At 67.4% G+C, this 16,045-nt stretch carries 17 protein-coding genes; 5 read left to right on the forward strand and 12 right to left on the reverse strand.

All coding sequences use genetic code 11. The annotated features are described in order from the left end of the window. Window positions 1-10: 10 nt before the first annotated feature. From ACJ7Z0_RS00235 to ACJ7Z0_RS00270, 8 genes are all read right to left on the reverse strand, one after another. Window positions 11-1,033: a zinc-dependent alcohol dehydrogenase family protein gene (locus ACJ7Z0_RS00235; RefSeq protein WP_434788127.1), complete on the reverse strand. Its 1,023-nt coding sequence runs from the start codon at window positions 1,031-1,033 to the stop codon at window positions 11-13. Next, entirely contained in the window at window positions 1,033-1,611 is a 579-nt protein-coding gene (locus ACJ7Z0_RS00240; RefSeq protein ID WP_434788128.1) for an amino acid synthesis family protein, read from the reverse strand. Before ACJ7Z0_RS00240 ends, ACJ7Z0_RS00235 begins: the two co-directional genes overlap by 1 nt. 10 nt (window positions 1,612-1,621) lie before the next feature. Next, window positions 1,622-2,593: a tripartite tricarboxylate transporter substrate binding protein gene (locus ACJ7Z0_RS00245; protein WP_434788129.1), complete on the reverse strand. Its 972-nt coding sequence runs from the start codon at window positions 2,591-2,593 to the stop codon at window positions 1,622-1,624. A gap of 68 nt (window positions 2,594-2,661) precedes the next feature. Then, window positions 2,662-3,525 (reverse strand): fumarylacetoacetate hydrolase family protein, encoded by an 864-nt coding sequence (locus tag ACJ7Z0_RS00250; RefSeq protein WP_434788130.1) that lies wholly within the window; start codon window positions 3,523-3,525, stop codon window positions 2,662-2,664. A gap of 46 nt (window positions 3,526-3,571) precedes the next feature. Then, window positions 3,572-4,138, reverse strand: a complete 567-nt coding sequence (locus ACJ7Z0_RS00255; RefSeq protein ID WP_434788131.1) for a VOC family protein — start codon at window positions 4,136-4,138, stop codon at window positions 3,572-3,574. 35 nt (window positions 4,139-4,173) lie between these two features. Beyond that, entirely contained in the window at window positions 4,174-4,875 is a 702-nt protein-coding gene (locus ACJ7Z0_RS00260) for an FCD domain-containing protein (protein WP_434788132.1), read from the reverse strand. Window positions 4,876-4,899: 24 nt separating this feature from the next. Next, the gene (locus ACJ7Z0_RS00265) at window positions 4,900-5,451 is read right to left on the reverse strand and encodes a cupin domain-containing protein (protein WP_434788133.1); all 552 of its coding nucleotides are present in this window, start codon (window positions 5,449-5,451) and stop codon (window positions 4,900-4,902) included. 8 nt (window positions 5,452-5,459) lie between these two features. After that, the gene (locus tag ACJ7Z0_RS00270; RefSeq protein ID WP_434788134.1) at window positions 5,460-6,569 is read right to left on the reverse strand and encodes an alcohol dehydrogenase catalytic domain-containing protein; all 1,110 of its coding nucleotides are present in this window, start codon (window positions 6,567-6,569) and stop codon (window positions 5,460-5,462) included. Window positions 6,570-6,718: 149 nt separating this feature from the next. Between ACJ7Z0_RS00270 and ACJ7Z0_RS00275 the strand changes: the two genes are divergently transcribed. Together ACJ7Z0_RS00275 and ACJ7Z0_RS00280 are read left to right on the forward strand one after the other, a co-directional pair. Then, entirely contained in the window at window positions 6,719-8,335 is a 1,617-nt protein-coding gene (locus ACJ7Z0_RS00275) for a bifunctional 3-(3-hydroxy-phenyl)propionate/3-hydroxycinnamic acid hydroxylase (protein ID WP_434788135.1), read from the forward strand. Beyond that, on the forward strand, window positions 8,332-8,748 hold the full coding sequence (locus ACJ7Z0_RS00280) for a nuclear transport factor 2 family protein (RefSeq protein ID WP_434788136.1): 417 nt from the start codon (window positions 8,332-8,334) through the stop codon (window positions 8,746-8,748). Before ACJ7Z0_RS00275 ends, ACJ7Z0_RS00280 begins: the two co-directional genes overlap by 4 nt. 51 nt (window positions 8,749-8,799) lie before the next feature. On the opposite strand, the gene ACJ7Z0_RS00285 is transcribed toward ACJ7Z0_RS00280, so the two are convergent. Continuing rightward, window positions 8,800-9,246: a type II 3-dehydroquinate dehydratase gene (locus ACJ7Z0_RS00285; protein ID WP_434788137.1), complete on the reverse strand. Its 447-nt coding sequence runs from the start codon at window positions 9,244-9,246 to the stop codon at window positions 8,800-8,802. 23 nt (window positions 9,247-9,269) lie between these two features. After that, window positions 9,270-10,277 (reverse strand): TRAP transporter substrate-binding protein, encoded by a 1,008-nt coding sequence (locus ACJ7Z0_RS00290; protein WP_431121960.1) that lies wholly within the window; start codon window positions 10,275-10,277, stop codon window positions 9,270-9,272. Between the two features lie 118 nt (window positions 10,278-10,395). Between ACJ7Z0_RS00290 and ACJ7Z0_RS00295 the strand changes: the two genes are divergently transcribed. The 3 genes from ACJ7Z0_RS00295 to ACJ7Z0_RS00305 all read left to right on the forward strand — a co-directional run bounded on the left by ACJ7Z0_RS00295 (window position 10,396) and on the right by ACJ7Z0_RS00305 (window position 12,757). Further along, a complete protein-coding gene (locus tag ACJ7Z0_RS00295; RefSeq protein WP_434788138.1) occupies window positions 10,396-11,178 on the forward strand; it encodes an IclR family transcriptional regulator in 783 nt (260 codons plus the stop codon). 96 nt (window positions 11,179-11,274) lie between these two features. Then, window positions 11,275-11,547, forward strand: coding sequence for a helix-turn-helix domain-containing protein (locus ACJ7Z0_RS00300; protein ID WP_434788139.1), 273 nt, complete (start codon window positions 11,275-11,277; stop codon window positions 11,545-11,547). After that, entirely contained in the window at window positions 11,537-12,757 is a 1,221-nt protein-coding gene (locus ACJ7Z0_RS00305) for a type II toxin-antitoxin system HipA family toxin (RefSeq protein ID WP_434788140.1), read from the forward strand. Before ACJ7Z0_RS00300 ends, ACJ7Z0_RS00305 begins: the two co-directional genes overlap by 11 nt. A gap of 29 nt (window positions 12,758-12,786) precedes the next feature. Here ACJ7Z0_RS00305 and ACJ7Z0_RS00310 read toward each other — a convergent pair whose 3' ends face one another. Both ACJ7Z0_RS00310 and ACJ7Z0_RS00315 read right to left on the reverse strand, forming a co-directional pair. Beyond that, window positions 12,787-14,931 (reverse strand): amylo-alpha-1,6-glucosidase, encoded by a 2,145-nt coding sequence (locus ACJ7Z0_RS00310; protein WP_434788141.1) that lies wholly within the window; start codon window positions 14,929-14,931, stop codon window positions 12,787-12,789. A 2-nt stretch (window positions 14,932-14,933) separates the two neighbouring features. Further along, entirely contained in the window at window positions 14,934-16,004 is a 1,071-nt protein-coding gene (locus ACJ7Z0_RS00315) for a glycosyltransferase family 4 protein (RefSeq protein ID WP_434788744.1), read from the reverse strand. Window positions 16,005-16,045 lie beyond the last annotated feature (41 nt).

Genomic DNA, 16,045 nt, shown 5'->3' on the forward strand with positions numbered 1-16,045 from the left:
ACCCCCTTTTTCAATGCCCGGGCGCGTCCGGCGGCAGCAGCACGATCTTGCCGAGGGTGCTTCCGCTGTCGAGCAGTTCGTGCACGCGGCGCGCATCCGCGAGCGCAAAGCAGGTGGCCGGGGGTGCATGCACGCGGCCTTCGGCCATGAGGGCGATGGCGGCCTGCATGAGCCCGCGCCGCTGCGGCACGTCGTCGTCCACCGAATGGATCGAGAAGGTGCGCACGGCCAGGCTCCGGCTCAAGAGCTTGCGCAGCTCGCCGAACACATCGCCGGCCGGCGGGCCGTTCACGATGTTGTAGGAGACCACCATGCCGAACGGCGCCAGCGCGCGCAGGCAGGCGATGAAGAGCTCGCCGCCGAGATGATCGAAGGCCAGGTCGACGCCGCGTCCGTTGGTGAGCTGCATGACCTTCTCCGCCAAGCCGGGCACGTCGCTTTCGACGATCTCGTGCACGCCGTTGGCCAGCGCGAAGTCGCGCTTCTGCGGCGTGGAGGCGGTCCCGATCACGCGCAGGCCGCGGTCGCGCGCGACCTGTGCCAGGGCCGTGGCCACGCCGCCCGCTGCGCCGGGAACCAGGATCGACTGCGCGGGCAGGTTGCCGTTGCTCGACAGCATGGCCAGCGCCAGCTGGAAATTGCCGAGGCTCACCGCATCCTCGAAACGGATCGCGTCGGGAAGAACGAAAGGCGCGGCCTCGGGCACGCAGATGGCTTCGGCATAGCAGCCGCCGCGCTGCGTCAGTTCACGCGCGCTCACGAGCACGCGCTGCCCGATCTGCAGCGCCGTGACGCCGGGGCCGACGGCATCGACGACGCCGGCCATCTCGTTGCCGGGAATCGCCGGCATCGGCGGCATCCACTTGTAGGTGCCGTTGCGGATCAGCACGTCGGGGCCGCCGGCGCCGATGGCCATGGCCTTGACGCGCACCTCGCCTGTCTGCGGCTGCGGCAGCGGAAGTTCCACCTGTTGCAGAACATCAGGGCCGCCGGGTGCCTGGAGCTGGATCGCCTTCATCGTGGTGTGCGTCATCAGCGCTGCCCGTCGTGCACGGACACCTTGTCCTTGGTGAGCCCGCCCAGGCGCGCATGCACCCGTCCGCCCGTGCCCATGACCAGCGCGAACAGGATCTCGTTCGGCCGCGGCGCATCCTGAATGCCGATCTCCATCGAGTTGTAGTGGCTGCGCACGTACGCGGCGTGGATGTAGTGCAGCGGCACCATGAGCCGGTAGCCCGTGGCGGCCACCGCCTTGGCCGAGGGCACGATCGCCTTAGGCTCGCCGAGCACCTCGCGCATGGCCCAGCCTCCAGCTTCGTGCCAGACCGCGCCGTGCTCCATCTCTCCGTTCACGCCGACGATCGCGGCCTTGCTGTAGACCTCGACCTTGTCGCGTCCGAGCACCTCGACCAGCTCCGTGGCCAGCAGCGTGCCGAGCGAGCGCAGCTCGGCCATGAAGGGCATCAGGTCCGGCTCGTAGCGCCCCGCATAGGGGTTGTGGATGACCGCGCACGCGGCGGCCAGCCTGAGCGGCGTGGCGGCCGGCGGACCGCCCTCGTGGTAGATGGTTTCGATGGAAAGGCTGCGCTTGCGGATGTCGATCAGGGACATGGAGGGGTCCTCACTGTTTGGGTATGCGTGCATCGTTCACCACGGTGGTCCACCGCTTGAGCTCGGTGGCCACCATGGCGGTCATTTCTTCGGGTGTGCTGCTGCGCGCTTCGCCGCCCATTTCTTCGAGCCGCGCGCGCACGGCCGGCACCTGCAGGGCCTTGAGCGTCTCGGCATGCAGGCGGTCGACGATGGACCGCGGCGTGCCCGCGGGCGCCATGAAGCCGGCCCAGGAGCGCACGTCGTAGCCGGGCACGCCCTGCTCGGCCACGGTCGGCAGCTCGGGCATCTGGCTCCAGCGCTGCGCGCCGGTGGTCGCCAGCGCGCGGAGCTTGCCGGCCTTGATGTTGGCCAGCACGGCCGTCGGTGGCGCAATGATCATCGGCACTTCGCCGCCGAGCAGCGCCGCGACCGAGGCCGCATCGCCGCGGTACGGAACGTGCAGCAGTTCAACGTTGGCGCTCTTCACCAGCAGCTCGCCGGCGAGGTGGTGCGTGGAGCCGATGCCGGCCGATCCGTACGACACGCCGCGCGCATCGGCACGCGCAGCCGCCAACATCTCGGCCAGCCCGCGGTAGGGCGAGTCGGCCCGCACCACCAGCAAAAACGGAAAGTAGGTGATCGTCGAGACCATCTGGAAGTCCGACACGGTCTGGTAGTTGAGCTTGTTGTAGAGCGCGCCGGCCACTGCATGGCCGCCCGTGGCCAGCAGCAGCGTATAGCCATCGGGCTTGGCACGCGCCACCGTGCCCGAGGCGATGGTGCCACCGGCGCCGGTCTGCGCCTCGACCACGAAGGGCTGGCCCAGCCCCTTGGCCATCTCCGTGCTGACCACGCGCGCGATGGTGTCGGCATTGCCGCCGGCCGCAAAGCCCTGGTAGATCTTGATCGGCTTGTCCGGAAAGCCTTGGGCCAGGCCGTGAAGGGGTGCTGCGCAGGCCAGGGCCAGGCCTGCGGCGACGAGCAATCGTCTGTGCCACATGGTTTGTCTCCAATGATTGTGGAATGAAGGCCGCGGCTTGTGCCGTCGCGGTCCGGTTCCGCGCTGCTTCAGTCCTGCTGGACGATCGGGTTGCGCAGCACGCCGATGCCTTCGATCTCGACCTCGCACACGTCGCCCGGCTTCATGAAGCGCGGCGGCTTCTTGCTCCAGCCCACGCCGGCCGGCGTGCCGGTGGCAATGACGTCGCCGGGCGCGAGCGTGAAGATGGTCGACGAGTAGCTGATGAGCTTCGGAATGCTGAAGATCATGTGGCCCGTGTGGCTGCTCTGCACCACTTCGCCGTTGAGCCGGGTCTCGAGCTTGAGTTCGCGGCCGGGCGCGATCTCGTCGGCCGTCACCATCCAGGGACCGAAGCCGCCGGTCGATTCGAAGTTCTTGCCCGATGCGATCTGCTTGGCATGGAACTGCCATTCGCGCACGCTGCCGTCGTTGTAGCAGGAGTAGCCCGCCACGTGGTCGAAGGCATCCGCTTCCGCGATGTTGCGTCCGCCCTTGCCGATGATGACGGCGAGCTCGCCTTCCCAGTCCAATGATTCCGACACGTGCGGCCGCACGATGGGCTGGTTGTGCGCGCACTGCGAGCGCCACACGCGCAAAAATATCGGCGGCTGCTCCGACAGTTCGCGGTGCATGCCGGCGGCCAGCACCTCCTGGTGGTGGTCCATGTAGTTGCGCACCGCGCACACGATCTTCTCGGACTTCGGAATAGGCGGAAGAAAGGTGATGTCCGCAAGCTTGGCCGCTATCGGCAGTCCTTCGACATGCTGCGCCGCCTGCAGGTATTCGCCCGAGGCGATGTAGTCGACCAGGCCCGCATGCTGCGGACGCGCCTTGCCGAGATCGACCACGCCGTCGCCGACGACGGCGCCCCAGGATTCGCGGCCTTGATGGACATATGACAAAAGCTTCATGGGAACTCCGGTTGGGATGTGAGGGGTGGAAAAAATGGTGGCCGCGTCAGGCGGCAGGTGTCACTGGTGTCACTGGCGCGCGCGATTCGAACTGCGCCTGCCACTGCGCGAGCGGCATGAAAGTGGGATCCTTGCGGCAGGCCTCCTCGGTCTCGCGCATCAGCGTCTCGTCGTCCTTCGAGAGATCGAGCGGATCGCCATGCGGCTGCGCGATGTAGAACGGCGTGTCGACGTAGATCTCCACCGTGTTGCCTTCCGGATCGAGCATGTAGACCGAGAGCGCGTTGCCGTGGTTGAGGCCGCGGATGCTGGTGGCGCCGCGCGCCTCGGCCCGCGCCGAAATGTCGCGCAGGTGCTGGATGCTCGGCACCACGAAGGAGATCTGCATCACGGTGCTGAACTTCGCCTCCGGCGGCCGGCCCGACGCCAGCACCAGTTGGTGGTGCTGGTCTGGGCTGGCGCTGGTGAACACCAGCTGGTTCTTGAAGGTGCGGCCTTCGCCGCGATCGGTGATCGTGAGGTCGAAGGTCTCGGTGTAGAAGGCCACCATCCGGTCCAGGTCGGTGACGAAGATGCCGAAATGCGAAGGCGTGGGTCGGGCGACCTTGAGCATGCTGTCTCCAGGGTGAGGGGCGGGGCTGCGCGTCCCTAGGTTGGTGCGGCTTCGGCGGCCCTGAGCGCGGCCAGCACGTTGCGCTGCGTGCTCAGGATGTGTTCCTCGAGCAGCGCGCAGGCCGTGTCCGTGTCGCGGCGCAAAGTGGCGTCCATGATCTTGCGGTGCTCGTTCGATTTGCGGCGTGCGGTCTTCCTGTGGCGGGCGGAAAACCGCCGGTAGCGCTCGGCCTGGTCGAACAGGCTCGCGCCCCACACGCGCTGGCGCAGCGAGGGGCAGGCGGCCAGCAGCGAAAGATGAAAGGCGCGATGCAGCTGTGACCAGTCGTTGTCCAGAATGACGGGGCCGTCGCTCAGGCGCGACTCCACCTTCTCGAGCCGGTGGAACGCGGCCAGGATCGCGGCCTCCCAGGCGTCGTCGCCGTGGGCAATGGCCTCGCGCAGCGCAGGCACGTCGAGCATCACGCGCATGCGTGTGATGTCCGCCAGGTCGTCCTCGGAGATCGGCGCCACGCGAAAGCCGCGGCGCTCGTCGGCACGCACAAGGCCTTCTTGCGCCAGCCGGCTGAGCGCCTCGCGCAGCGGGCTGCTCGAGTAGCCGTAGGCGGTCTGGAGCTCATCGAGCTTGAGCTTGGCGCCGGCCTCGAAGGTGCCGGCCAGCACGTCCTGCCGCAAGCGGGTGAAGGCCTGCTCGACCAGCGGCGGTTCGTAGGCGGGGGAGATTTCTTGTTTATGCATGGAAATCATTTTATGCACCGCCTCTCATACCGGGCCGCCCGCTCGCCTGGCCCCGACGAGCACGAACAGCATCGTCGCGGGCTTGTCGCCGAGGTTGCGCCATGCATGCCGGTTGCCGTGCTGCACGGCGACGTCGTGCCGCCGCAGCAGCACCTGCACACCGTCGTCGAGTTCGAGCGTGATCTCGCCTTCGAGCACGATGTCGTAGTCGATGCTGTCGGTGGTGTGCATGCCGGGGTGGTCGGGCTCGAAGGTTTCGGCCAGGCCGGGAACGAGACGGCCGCACTCGGCGCCGAAGGCGGCCGCGTCGAAGTCGGCGCGCATCATGACCGCGTCGGGAGGGAAGCTGACCATCATGACGCGGGTGCCGCCCGCGGCCGGTGCGAACCCTGCCTCGCCCGTGCGGTCGCTTGCAGTGCCCGCGCCCACGGTGTCGGCGGCCTCCGTCGCCCACAACAGCGCCGCAGCATGGCCGGGCAAGGTCGTGAACTCCGCGCTGCGCGGCGCCGCGCCGTCCGAAAGAACCTGCGCCTTGCCGTTGGCGCCCGTACCCGCCACCACGCGTCTGATCTTCATGGCGTGCCTCAGGGGTTGATGACGAAGTTGCTGAAGCCGCCGTTGCGGCTCGCGATGCCCGAGATCGCCTCGTTGATGCGGTCGAGCGGATAGCACACGTGCTCGAACACCGAGAGGTCGAGCGTGCCGGCCTCGGCCATGTCGGCCATGTCTTGCCCCTCGCCGGCGGTGAACCAGGCCGAGCCCTCGATGCTCTGCTGCTCGTCCATCATGGTGTGCAGGTCCATGCCCACCATGCCCGCAATGGCACCGATGTTGAAGGCGCGGCCGCCGCGCTTCAATGCGCGCACGCCCTGTTGGAAGGTTTCGTGCGGCGCGCCGGGGCCCAGCGCATCGATGAAGGTGTCCACGCCCAGGCCGTCCGTGCGGGCCTTGGCCCATGCGTCGATCGCCTCGCCGTCGGCATTGGAAAAAACCTCGATGCGATCGGGGGCCAGCGCCTTGACGCGCTCCAGCAACTCGCGGTTGCGCCCGGTGCCCAGGATGCGCGTGGCGCCCATGGCCAGCCCGAAGAGCGCACCGCCGAGGCCCAGCGTGCCGCTGATGCCGTTGATGAGCACGCTGCGGCCGGGGCCGACCTTCGCCTTGCGCATCGCCGAGTACATGGTGCCCAGGTAGCCGAAGCGCGCCGCCTGGTTGAAGCTCACGTTGTCGGGCAGCTTCACCAGCGCGTACTGCGGAGCGATCATGTATTCGCACAGGCCGCCGTACGGATAGTTCTTGTACAGCTTGAGCGAGTTCTGCGAGAAGCCGAAGTAGCCGCTGAACGCGTAGTGCGTGCAGTTGATGAGATCGCCGTTGCGGCAGGCGCGGCAGCCGCCGCAATAAAGGCTGGGGTTCACGTAGACGCGGTCGCCCGGCTTCCAGGTGTGCACGTGCGAGCCGACCGCCGTCACCTCGCCGGCCGGGTCCAGCCCGAAGACCGCGGGCAGCGGCGGCAGCGGCAGCTCCGGAAACCAGGTCGTCCAGTTGGCCAGGATGTTGCCCAGGTTGGGCACGATGCCGCAGGCGCGCACCCGCACCTGCACGTCATTGGCGGCGGGCTGGGGAATCGGGAGTTGCTCGACCTCCATCGGGGCGCCGACCTTGTGCAGTCGGGCGGCTTTCATCGTCGTCATGGTTGTCTCCTTGCTGATGGGTTTAGATGCACAAAAGCGTGTTTTATGCATTCTTTTCGACCAAGCGGCACGGCGCCATCGGGGACAACCCTTGGTGCACGGAACCTTGTTTTATGCACAATTCTAGCTTCATGCATTCAAAAGACACCATGCTCCAACACGACCTGGAACCCGTCGACGTGGCGGTCATCGGCTTCGGCCCCGTCGGCGCGACGCTCGCCGCGTTGCTCGGCCGGCGCGGCCTGCGCGTTGCGGTCTTCGACAAGTCGCAGCAGATCTACCCGCTGCCGCGCGCCTTCGCGCTCGACCACGAGGCGCTGCGCGTGTTCCAGGAGATCGGCATCGCCGGCACGCTGGCACCGCACATGACGCCCTACCGCCCGACGATCTACCAGGGGAGCGACGGAGAACCCATCCAGCACTTCGACATGGGGCCGTCGCCCTACCCGCTCGCGTGGGCGCCGTCGTACACCTTCAACCAGCCGGCGCTCGAAGCCTCGCTGCGCGAAGCCGTCGGCCAACTGCCCGGCGTGTCGATCCATCTCGGGCACGAGGTGCTGCAGCTCGACCAGTCGCCGGACCATGCGCTGCTCGGCGTCCGCCGGCCCGACGGCACCGAGGCGCAGTTGCGCGCGCGCTATGTCGTCGGCTGCGACGGCGGCACCAGCCCCACGCGCAAGCAGATGGGCCTGAAGCTCAAGAGCCTCGACTTCGACGAGCCCTGGATCGTGGTCGACATGCACGTGAATGAAGACAAGCTCGACCGCCTGCCTGCCACCAATGTCCAGTACTGCCATCCGTCGCGGCCCTGCACCTACGTGGTGGGCCCCGGCACGCATCGGCGCTGGGAGTTCCTGCTGCTGCCCGACGAGGCCGAGCAGCGCGAGATGCCGCACGAGTCCATATGGAAGCTGCTTGCCCCGTGGCTCAAGCCCGAGGACGCCCGCATCTGGCGTGCGGCAACCTACCGTTTCCACGTGGTGGTTCTCACGCAATGGCGCAACGGGCGCGTGCTGCTGGCAGGGGACAGCGCGCACCAGATGCCGCCCTTCCTGGCGCAGGGCATGTGCCAGGGCCTGCGCGATGCGGTCAACCTGGCGTGGAAACTTCAATGGGTGCTCGAGGAACGCGCGCCCGATAGCCTGCTGGACAGCTATGGCGACGAGCGCGGGCCGCAGGTCGAGGAGGTGACGGCAACCGTCAAGCGCCTGGGCCAGATCATCTGCGAGCGCGATCCGGTGCGCGCCGCGGAGCGTGACCGCCGACTGCGCGAGCAGCAAGGCGGCCAGGTGCGCATGCAGCTGCGCCAGAGCCTGCTGCCCGGCGTGCACCACGGATTGATCGACCGCGACGAGTTGCCCGCGGGCACCCCCTTCCCCCAGGCCATCGGATCGATCGAGGCCGGCGCGGCGCCGCAGATGATGGGCGACCTGCTGCCGCACGGCTTTCTGCTGGTGCTGCGCCATGCGCCCGATGCGGCCGCGCTGCGTGCCTTGCGCGAACCGGCGGCCGCCCTTGACGCGCAGCTGCTGTGCATCGATGCCGCGGCCGCGGTGTCCGGCATCGCGACACTGGCCGAAGCCGACGGCATTCTTGCGGCGTGGTTCGAGCGCCACCAGTGCGAGGCCGCGCTCGTGCGGCCGGACCACCTGGTCTACGGCGTGGCGCGCGGCGCTGGGGAAGTCGAGGCTCTGATGCGGCGGGCCTGCAGCACTCTCGGCGCCACGCTGATTCGCTCCGCCACCGCTCTCCGGGAACCGACATGACCGAGACTGCTTTCACCACCCCTTCGCTTTCCGGCACCGAGGCGCTGCTGCTCGATCTCGAGGCAGAGCGATGCGACGCCATGAAGCGCGCCGACTTTGCGCGGCTGCGCGAGATCCTCCATCCGGCACTCACGCATGTCCATGCCAAGGGCCAGATCGACGACTACGAAAGCTACTTCCGCTCGGGCGGCACGCACGTCGACTATCGGCAGATCGACCGTTCGGAACTGACAGTGCGGGTGCTCGGCAGCACCGCGCTCATGACCGGCCGGCAGCTGCTGGTGGCCGTGCGCAAGGACGGCAGCGGCACCGTGCGCATCGACTCGCGCGTGATGCAGGTCTGGACCGAACACGAGGGCCGCTGGCGGCAACTGGCGTTCCAGACCACGCCGCTGGCCATGAGCGTGACGTGAACGCATGGCGGCGCGCTGTTTCGCGCGCCTCGGCATGCCCGGTTTCCTTCTTCACACGCCCGCGGGTTGTCGTTGCATCTCGACCAGCGCGCGCAGCGCGGCCAGGTAGGACAATGGACCCAGCCCCTGGACCGTGCCCCTGACGGCCGGCGAGATGATCGAATGCGCGCGCCAGGCCTCGCGCGCGGCGATGTTCGACATGTGGACCTCGATGGTGGGAAACGGCATCGCCTTGATCGCGTCGTGCAGCGGAACGCCATGCTGCGTGAGGCCGGCCGGGTTGACGAGCGCACCCTGCGCGTCGTCGATGTGCGCATGCAGAAAGTCGATCAAGTCGCCTTCGTGGTTCGACTGGATCGTGTCCAGCCTCACGCCGAGTTCGTCCGCGAGCTTTTGCAGCCGCGCGTCGATCTCGGCCAGCGTGGTCGTGCCGTAGATGTGGGGTTCGCGGCGGCCGAACAGGTTGAGGTTGGGGCCGTGCAGGACGAGGATCTTCATGGGCGGGCTTCCGTGGCTGCTGCTCATTTGCGAATGCGCGCAAGCTCGTCGCCGTAGAGCTTGACGATGGCGGGGTCGTAGCTGGCGGCAAAGCGGTCGACCACCGGCTTGGCGATCTGCCGCATGCGCGCCTGCTCGGCCGGCGCGAGCTCGTTGAATTGCGCGCCCTTGGCCTGGAGCTCGCCCACGGCCCTTTGCGCGGCGGCGCGGCTCACCTGCCGCTGATAGCCGCGCGATTCGTCCGCGGCCTCGCGCATCATCTTCTGCTCGGTGGGACTCAGCGAGTCCCAGAACTTCTTGCTGACCAGCACGATGTTCGCCGCATACACGTGGTTGGTGGCGCTCACGAACTTCTGCACTTCGAAGAACTTGTTCGAAAGGATCACCGAGTACGGGTTCTCCTGGCCGTCCACCGCCTTCGACTCGAGCGCGCCATAGAGCTCGGCAAACGGCATCGGCACCGGGTTGGCCTTGAAGGACTTGAAGGTCTCCAGGAACACCGGGTTCGGAATCACGCGGATCTTCAGTCCTTCGAGGTCCTCGGGCTTCGTGATCGGGCGCTTGCTGTTCGTCACGTTGCGAAAGCCCAGGTCCCAGTAGCCGAGCGCGACCAGGCCCTTCTCCGGCAGCCTGGCAATCAGCGCCTGCCCGAGCGGGCCGTCGAGCAGCGCATCGGCCTGTGCAAAGTTGCCCACCGCGAACGGAAAGTCGACCAGGCCGAACTCCTTCACGATGCCCGCGAGCGAGGTGGTGGCCGGCGCCGACATCTGCTGCACGCCGCCCTGCAGCGCCGATTGCTGCTGCATCTCGTTGCCCAGCTGCGAGGCCGGGAACTCCTGCACCTTCATCTTGCCGCCGCTCTTGGCCGCGAGCAGTTCGGCGAAGCGCTTCACGCCAAAGCTCACCGGATGGTCCGCATTGTTGAGGTGGCCGAAGCGGATGACGCGCTCCTGCACGTCTTGCGCTAGGGCGGGAACGGCCAGTGCAAAGGCCAGGCCGGCGGCGGCCAGGGAGCGATGAAGCTTTCTCAAGATGATCTCCGGCAGAAGTGATGCGGCGCGATCTTATGAGCAAAGTGGAAACTCTTTCCACTAGTGAAAACACTTGGCAAAAACGCTAGAGTGGCGCCTGCCCACCCCTTCGAACGACATGACCGCCATACTCGAACGCAGCTTCAAGGTGCTTGAGCACCTCGCCGGCCACCCGGAGGGCCGCGCCCTCTCCGCGCTCTCGGCCGAGCTCGACATGCCCCTGAGCGCCACCCATCGCCTGCTGAGCGAGCTGATCCGCTGCGGCTACGTTCGCCAGGACCAGAGCCACGGCGACTACATGCTGACGATCAAGCTCGTGTCCCTCGGCCTGAGCTTCCTGAGCAACAGCGGCATCGTGGACGTGGCGCAGCCGCTGCTCGACCGTCTCGCGGCCGAAGCGGGCGAACTGGTGCGGCTCGCGGTGGTCGACGGCGACGAGCTCACCTTCGTCGCCAAGGCGCAGGGCGCGATGCGTGGCCTGCGCTACGACCCGGACATGGGCCTCTCGGTGAACCTGTCGTGCAGCTCCGCGGGCCATGCGTGGCTGTCGACCATGACCGACGAGCAGGCGCTGCAGCTCGTCGCCAGGCAGGGTTTCGGCAAGCCCGAAGACTTCGGCCCGAAGGCACCCACCAGCGTCAAGGCGCTGCTCGCCTACCTGCGCGCGGCGCGCAAGCGCGGCTTCGCGATGATCAACGAGGTCTTCGCGCCCGGCATGACCGCCATGGCCGCCCCCGTGCGCGGCGGCCACGGCGCGGTGATCGGCGTCATCACCATCGCCGGGCCGTTGGTGCGCCTGACGGAAGAGCGCATGCTCGAACTCGGGCCCGCCCTTCTCGCCACGGCGGAAGATGTCGCGCACGCCAGCGGCGCGTCGGCTCTGTTCAGGCGCAGGGCCTGAGGCTTTGCCTTTTGAAAGCTCTCCGAAAGCCGGCGGGGGAGTCTAAAGTGTTCTTGTTAATGGACATTTTTCCCTCTTGACGTCAAAATGTGGCGCATGAAGGACAAAATCCGACTCCCGATCGAGCTGGGTCAAGCCATCCAACGTGCGCGAAAGGAAGGCCGTCTGAAGGCGACCGACATCGCCTCGCGGGCAGGCCGCGCGCGCAACGTTCTCTATCGTCTGGAACGAGGGGAAGACATCACCCTCGCCTCGCTTTTCGACATCTTGCGCGCCATGGACCTGACGATCCGCCTGGAGCGCCTGGGCATGCCGACGCTTGAGGAGGTCGCAGAACGCTTTGGACAGGAAGACGACGATGCTTCCTGAAAAGATCAAGCAGCTCGACGTCGAGATCGCCGGCGAGCCGGCCGGCCAACTGCTCAAGCACTCGGTCTACGAGTTCCGCTATCTCGACAGCCGCGCGGAGCAGCCCTCGGTCGCGCTGCTCATGCCGCCGACGCAACCGACGTATCAGGACGGCGATCTCTTCGCCGTCATGGATCAGAACCTGCCCGAGGGTGACCTGTACCTTCGTCTGCGGGCGATGTTCCCCAAGCAGCAGCTCACCCAGATGCACCTGCTCGCGGTGGTGGGGTCGAACGGCATCGGTCGGCTGGGCTTCCGGCTGCCGGGAACAGAGCGGCTTGCGGCGCCTCGGACCATCGACCGCAAGACCTTGCTCGCAACCCGCTATACGCCCGAGGTGTTCGACGACCTCGTGCAGGCGTACCTCAGCACAGGTGCCGGCATTGCAGGTATGCAGCCGAAGATCATGGTGCCGGATCGGGTCAGCGTTCCAGTGCCCACGATCATCGTGAAGGCCGCCGCAGCGTCCTATCCGGGCTTGTCGGCCAACGAGTTCATGTGCCTGACAGCGGCCGGCCACGCCGGCATCGAGACGCCCACGTTCGACCTCTCGGACGACGGGCAACTGCTCCTTGTCGACCGGTTCGACATTTCGGCGGCCGGGTCTCGGATCGGTTTCGAGGACATCGCGGCGCTGATGAACCTTCGGGTGCGCGACATCCAATCCGATCGGAAGTACCACGGCAGCTACCAGCGCATCGCCGAGCTGATGCGGTATCTCCAACTGCCCAGTGAGAATCTCGAGCGCTTCTTCGAGCAGGTGGCGTTCAGCATCATGGTGCGCAACGGCGATGGCCACCTCAAGAACTACGGCTTGCTCTACACCTCGACGGCTGACTGCCGCCTGGCGCCGATGTTCGACGTGGTGACCACCGCGATCTACCGGTACAGGCGCTATGAAGGCGGACCCGAGCTCGAGGACCGCACACTGGCGCTGAAGCTCTTCGCCGGCAAGGGCCATACGAAAGCGTACCCGACGACCGAAGAGTTGCTCCTGTTCGGCAGCAAGGTCTGCGGGGTCGCAAAGCCCGGACTCGTACTCTCGCGAATCGCCGAGGGAATGCACAAGACGCTGGGGCGGGCGGCCAGTGACCAGCGCATCCCGAAGGATCTGCTGAACAAGATGACGGACATCTGGACCGACGGGATGACTTACGCCAAGGCGCAGTAGATCCCCCGATGTCGATGCCGCCGCCCCGCCTAGAGCTTCAGGTTCACCTCCACCCGCGAGTCGCCCGGCACGGATCGCGCGACCACCACGATGCGCTCTTCCAGCCGCTGGAAATGCAGGTCCACCCGGGCGTCGCCGACCCGCAGCTGCCGCACGTGCAGCTGGTCGATGTCGGCCGGCAGCCTCGGGTGCACGATGGTCACCTGGCGCCGGATGCCGTCGACCTGCAGGCCGAGGCAGGCTTGCAGCAGCATGAATGCCGAGCCCGCCGCCCAGGCCTGCGGCAGGCAGGCCACGGGATACGCGATCGGCGATTGGCCGGGCTGGCGGTCGAAGCCGCAAAACAGTTCGGGCAGGCGCATGCCGAAGTGCGCGGCGGACTCGAACAGGTTGTCCAGAATGCGCACCACGCCTTCGCGTTCGCCATAGCGCGCCATGCCGGCCGCGCACAACGCGGCGTCGTGCGGCCATACCGATCCGTTGTGGTACGACATCGGGTTGAAGCGCACCGCCTCGACGGGCAAGGTGCGGATGCCCCACCCCGACGCGAAGGCCGGCGATAGCAACTGGCGGCCCACGGCCATGGCCCGTTCGACGATCGGCAGGCCGGTGAACAGCAGATGTCCCGCGTTGGAGGCGCGCACGCGGCAGGGCTGGTTGCGGCCGTCGATGGCCAGCGCATAGAACTGCAGGTCGTCGAGCCAGAAGCGATTCTCGACCGCGGCGCGCATGCCGGCCGCACGCTGGCGCCAGTGCCCGGCACCGGGGTCGACGCGCCACTCGGCAATCGCCGCCATCGCAAGAAAGGCCGCATACACATAGCCTTGCACCTCGACGAGTGCGATCGGCCCTTCGGGCGTGCGGCCGTCGATGTGAAAGATGGAGTCGTGGCTGTCCTTCCAGCCCTGGTTGACGAGCCCGCTGGCTGCGCCGCGCTGGTAGGCGAGCAGGCCGTCGGGGTGGCGCGCCATGTTCCGCTCCATCCACTCGCAGGCTGCGAGCAGCGCGGGCCAGATCCGGTCGATGGTGGCGTGGTCTGCGGTGCGCTGCGCATAGGCGCCCGCCAGTGCCACGAAGAGCGGCGTGGTGTCGACCCCGCCGTAGTACTGCCCGAAGGGCAGCTCGTCGACCGCGGCCATCTCGCCCTTGCGGGTCTCATGCATGATTTTTCCGGGCTCCGCGTCTCGGAAGCTCGAGGTCTGGCGCGACTGCCGCGCAGCAAGAAACTCGAGCACGCCCTGCGCCAGCCTGGGGTCGATCCACAGGGTCTGGAAAGCCGTCACGATGGCATCGCGGCCGAAGGGCGTCGAGAACCACGGAATGCCCGCGTACGGATAGGGACCGGTGGGCAGGTCGGTGGTGAGCAACGCGAGGTCGGCGCGCGAGCGGTCGAGCCACGCCTGAAACAGGCGGCCCGAACTCTCCAGCCGCGAACCGCGCCGCTGCCGCGCGCGCATGCGCCATCGCGCGAGCACGCCGGCCTCCCTGAACCGTTCGGGGCCGGGCCGCGCGGGCTCGGTGCCCACTTCGACGTAGAGCGTCCACTCGCCGTGCGCCGCGAGCGGCACTCTGAAGTTGGCGGTGCCGGCGTCGAGATGCTGCGGCACCTGCGAGAAGCCGATGCAGGCCCGCCGCAGCACCGTGTCGAGCCCCTCGTAGCGCAGCTCCACGGCCTGCGCGCCGACTACCGGCGCATCGAACTCGCCGCGCCGCGCGCGCTGCTGGCCGCGCACCTCGAACATGTCGCGGAAGTCGGCGCCGAACTGCAGCGCGAGCGGCGCCTCTGCGGGCTGGTCGCTGTAGTTCACGAGCCGCAGCCGCTCGAACAGCCGCGCGCCCCAGAGAAAGCGCTTGCGCTCGAGATGGATCACGCCCTGCGGCATCGATGTGGAGCCGAGCACCGGCAGCGGACGGTTGGTGAGGTTTGCGGTGAAGAACACGTTGTCCTGGCTGACGCCGCTGGACAGCAGCGACGGCCGCGCGCCGTTCAAGCGCAGCACGAAGGTCGAGAGCATGCGCGTGTCATGGTGAAAGAGTCCATCCACGCCCCCGTCCACGTCGCCATGCGCATCCATCACGAAGTAGGTGTCCCCCTCCTTGAGCACGAAGGCATGCTGCACCGCGCGTTCGGTCGCCGGCTCGGCCTGTTCGGTTGCAGGCACTTCCTGGCTCATGCTCACGCCGCCTCGGGGTAGAGTTCGCTCTGCGGCGGAAGCACGCTGCCGCCGATGAGGCGTGCGTACAGCTCGACATAGGCACTGGCCATCGTATGCGCCGAGAACCGCCGTTCGAACACCTGCCGCACGCGGCCGCGGTCGAGCCCACCTGCGGCATGCACCGCTTCGACGGCCTGGGCTACGTCTTCGACGATGAGGCCGCTCACGCCGTGCTCGATCACTTCGGGCACCGAGCCGCAGCGCCATCCGATCACCGGCGTTCCGCAGGCCATGGCCTCGATCATCACGAGGCCGAAGGGTTCGGGCCAGTCGATCGGAAAGAGCAGCGCCCGCGCACCGCCGAGAAACGCGGCCTTGTCTTCATCGCCGATTTCGCCGATGAACTCGACCAGCGGGTTGTCGAGCAGCGGCCGGATCTCCTGCGCGAAATAGCGCGCATCGACCGCATCGACCTTGGCCGCGATCCTGAGCGGCATGCCGGCCCTCGTCGCGATCTCGATGGCGCGGTCGGGCCGCTTTTCGGGGGAGATGCGCCCGAGGAAGGCCAGGTAGCTGCCAGGGTTCGGCTGGAAGGCATAGGGCGTCTCGTCGAGCCCGTGCGAAATGTTGGCGAACCAGTTGGCAAAGGGCAGCGGCTTGCGCTGGTGCCGCGAGATCGAAACCAGCGGGTATTGCTTCCAGCGCATGTAGGCACCGGGCAGGTCGGCGATGTCGAGGCGGCCATGGAGCGTGGTGAGGGTACGGGCGGCCATGTCCTCGAAGAAGGGGAAGTGCAGCAGATCGACATGGAAATGCAGCACGTCGAATTCGTCCGCTCGTCGCCGCACCTCGTGCAGCATGTTCAGGTGGCTGGCCAGGTCGGACTTCAGGGGCGCGGGGTCCAGGCGCAGGGCCTGCGCCCGCGTGGGCGCCAGCTGGGCCCGGGTCTGCGTGTCCGCGGAGGCGAACAGCGTGACCTCGTGGCCCTGGTCGACCAGCGCGTTGGCCAGGTGGGCGACAACCCGTTCGGTGCCGCCATAAAACCGTGGCGGCACGGCTTCGTACAAGGGGGCAATCTGCGCGATCTTCATCGTCAAGACAGTCTCCTCGGAAGGAAATGAATGAACAGCGA

The organism is Variovorax palleresanus (assembly GCF_051144945.1).
Lineage (GTDB): Bacteria > Pseudomonadota > Gammaproteobacteria > Burkholderiales > Burkholderiaceae_C > Variovorax > Variovorax paradoxus_S.

Coding starts and splice junctions, on each gene's coding strand:
- ACJ7Z0_RS00235 (WP_434788127.1), bottom strand. CDS start 1,033: ATGACGCACACCACGATGAAGGCGATCCAGCTCCAGGCACCCGGCGGC.
- ACJ7Z0_RS00240 (WP_434788128.1), bottom strand. CDS start 1,611: ATGTCCCTGATCGACATCCGCAAGCGCAGCCTTTCCATCGAAACCATC.
- ACJ7Z0_RS00245 (WP_434788129.1), bottom strand. CDS start 2,593: ATGTGGCACAGACGATTGCTCGTCGCCGCAGGCCTGGCCCTGGCCTGC.
- ACJ7Z0_RS00250 (WP_434788130.1), bottom strand. CDS start 3,525: ATGAAGCTTTTGTCATATGTCCATCAAGGCCGCGAATCCTGGGGCGCC.
- ACJ7Z0_RS00255 (WP_434788131.1), bottom strand. CDS start 4,138: ATGCTCAAGGTCGCCCGACCCACGCCTTCGCATTTCGGCATCTTCGTC.
- ACJ7Z0_RS00260 (WP_434788132.1), bottom strand. CDS start 4,875: ATGCATAAACAAGAAATCTCCCCCGCCTACGAACCGCCGCTGGTCGAG.
- ACJ7Z0_RS00265 (WP_434788133.1), bottom strand. CDS start 5,451: ATGAAGATCAGACGCGTGGTGGCGGGTACGGGCGCCAACGGCAAGGCG.
- ACJ7Z0_RS00270 (WP_434788134.1), bottom strand. CDS start 6,569: ATGACGACGATGAAAGCCGCCCGACTGCACAAGGTCGGCGCCCCGATG.
- ACJ7Z0_RS00275 (WP_434788135.1), top strand. CDS start 6,719: ATGCTCCAACACGACCTGGAACCCGTCGACGTGGCGGTCATCGGCTTC.
- ACJ7Z0_RS00280 (WP_434788136.1), top strand. CDS start 8,332: ATGACCGAGACTGCTTTCACCACCCCTTCGCTTTCCGGCACCGAGGCG.
- ACJ7Z0_RS00285 (WP_434788137.1), bottom strand. CDS start 9,246: ATGAAGATCCTCGTCCTGCACGGCCCCAACCTCAACCTGTTCGGCCGC.
- ACJ7Z0_RS00295 (WP_434788138.1), top strand. CDS start 10,396: ATGACCGCCATACTCGAACGCAGCTTCAAGGTGCTTGAGCACCTCGCC.
- ACJ7Z0_RS00300 (WP_434788139.1), top strand. CDS start 11,275: ATGAAGGACAAAATCCGACTCCCGATCGAGCTGGGTCAAGCCATCCAA.
- ACJ7Z0_RS00305 (WP_434788140.1), top strand. CDS start 11,537: ATGCTTCCTGAAAAGATCAAGCAGCTCGACGTCGAGATCGCCGGCGAG.
- ACJ7Z0_RS00310 (WP_434788141.1), bottom strand. CDS start 14,931: ATGAGCCAGGAAGTGCCTGCAACCGAACAGGCCGAGCCGGCGACCGAA.
- ACJ7Z0_RS00315 (WP_434788744.1), bottom strand. CDS start 16,004: ATGAAGATCGCGCAGATTGCCCCCTTGTACGAAGCCGTGCCGCCACGG.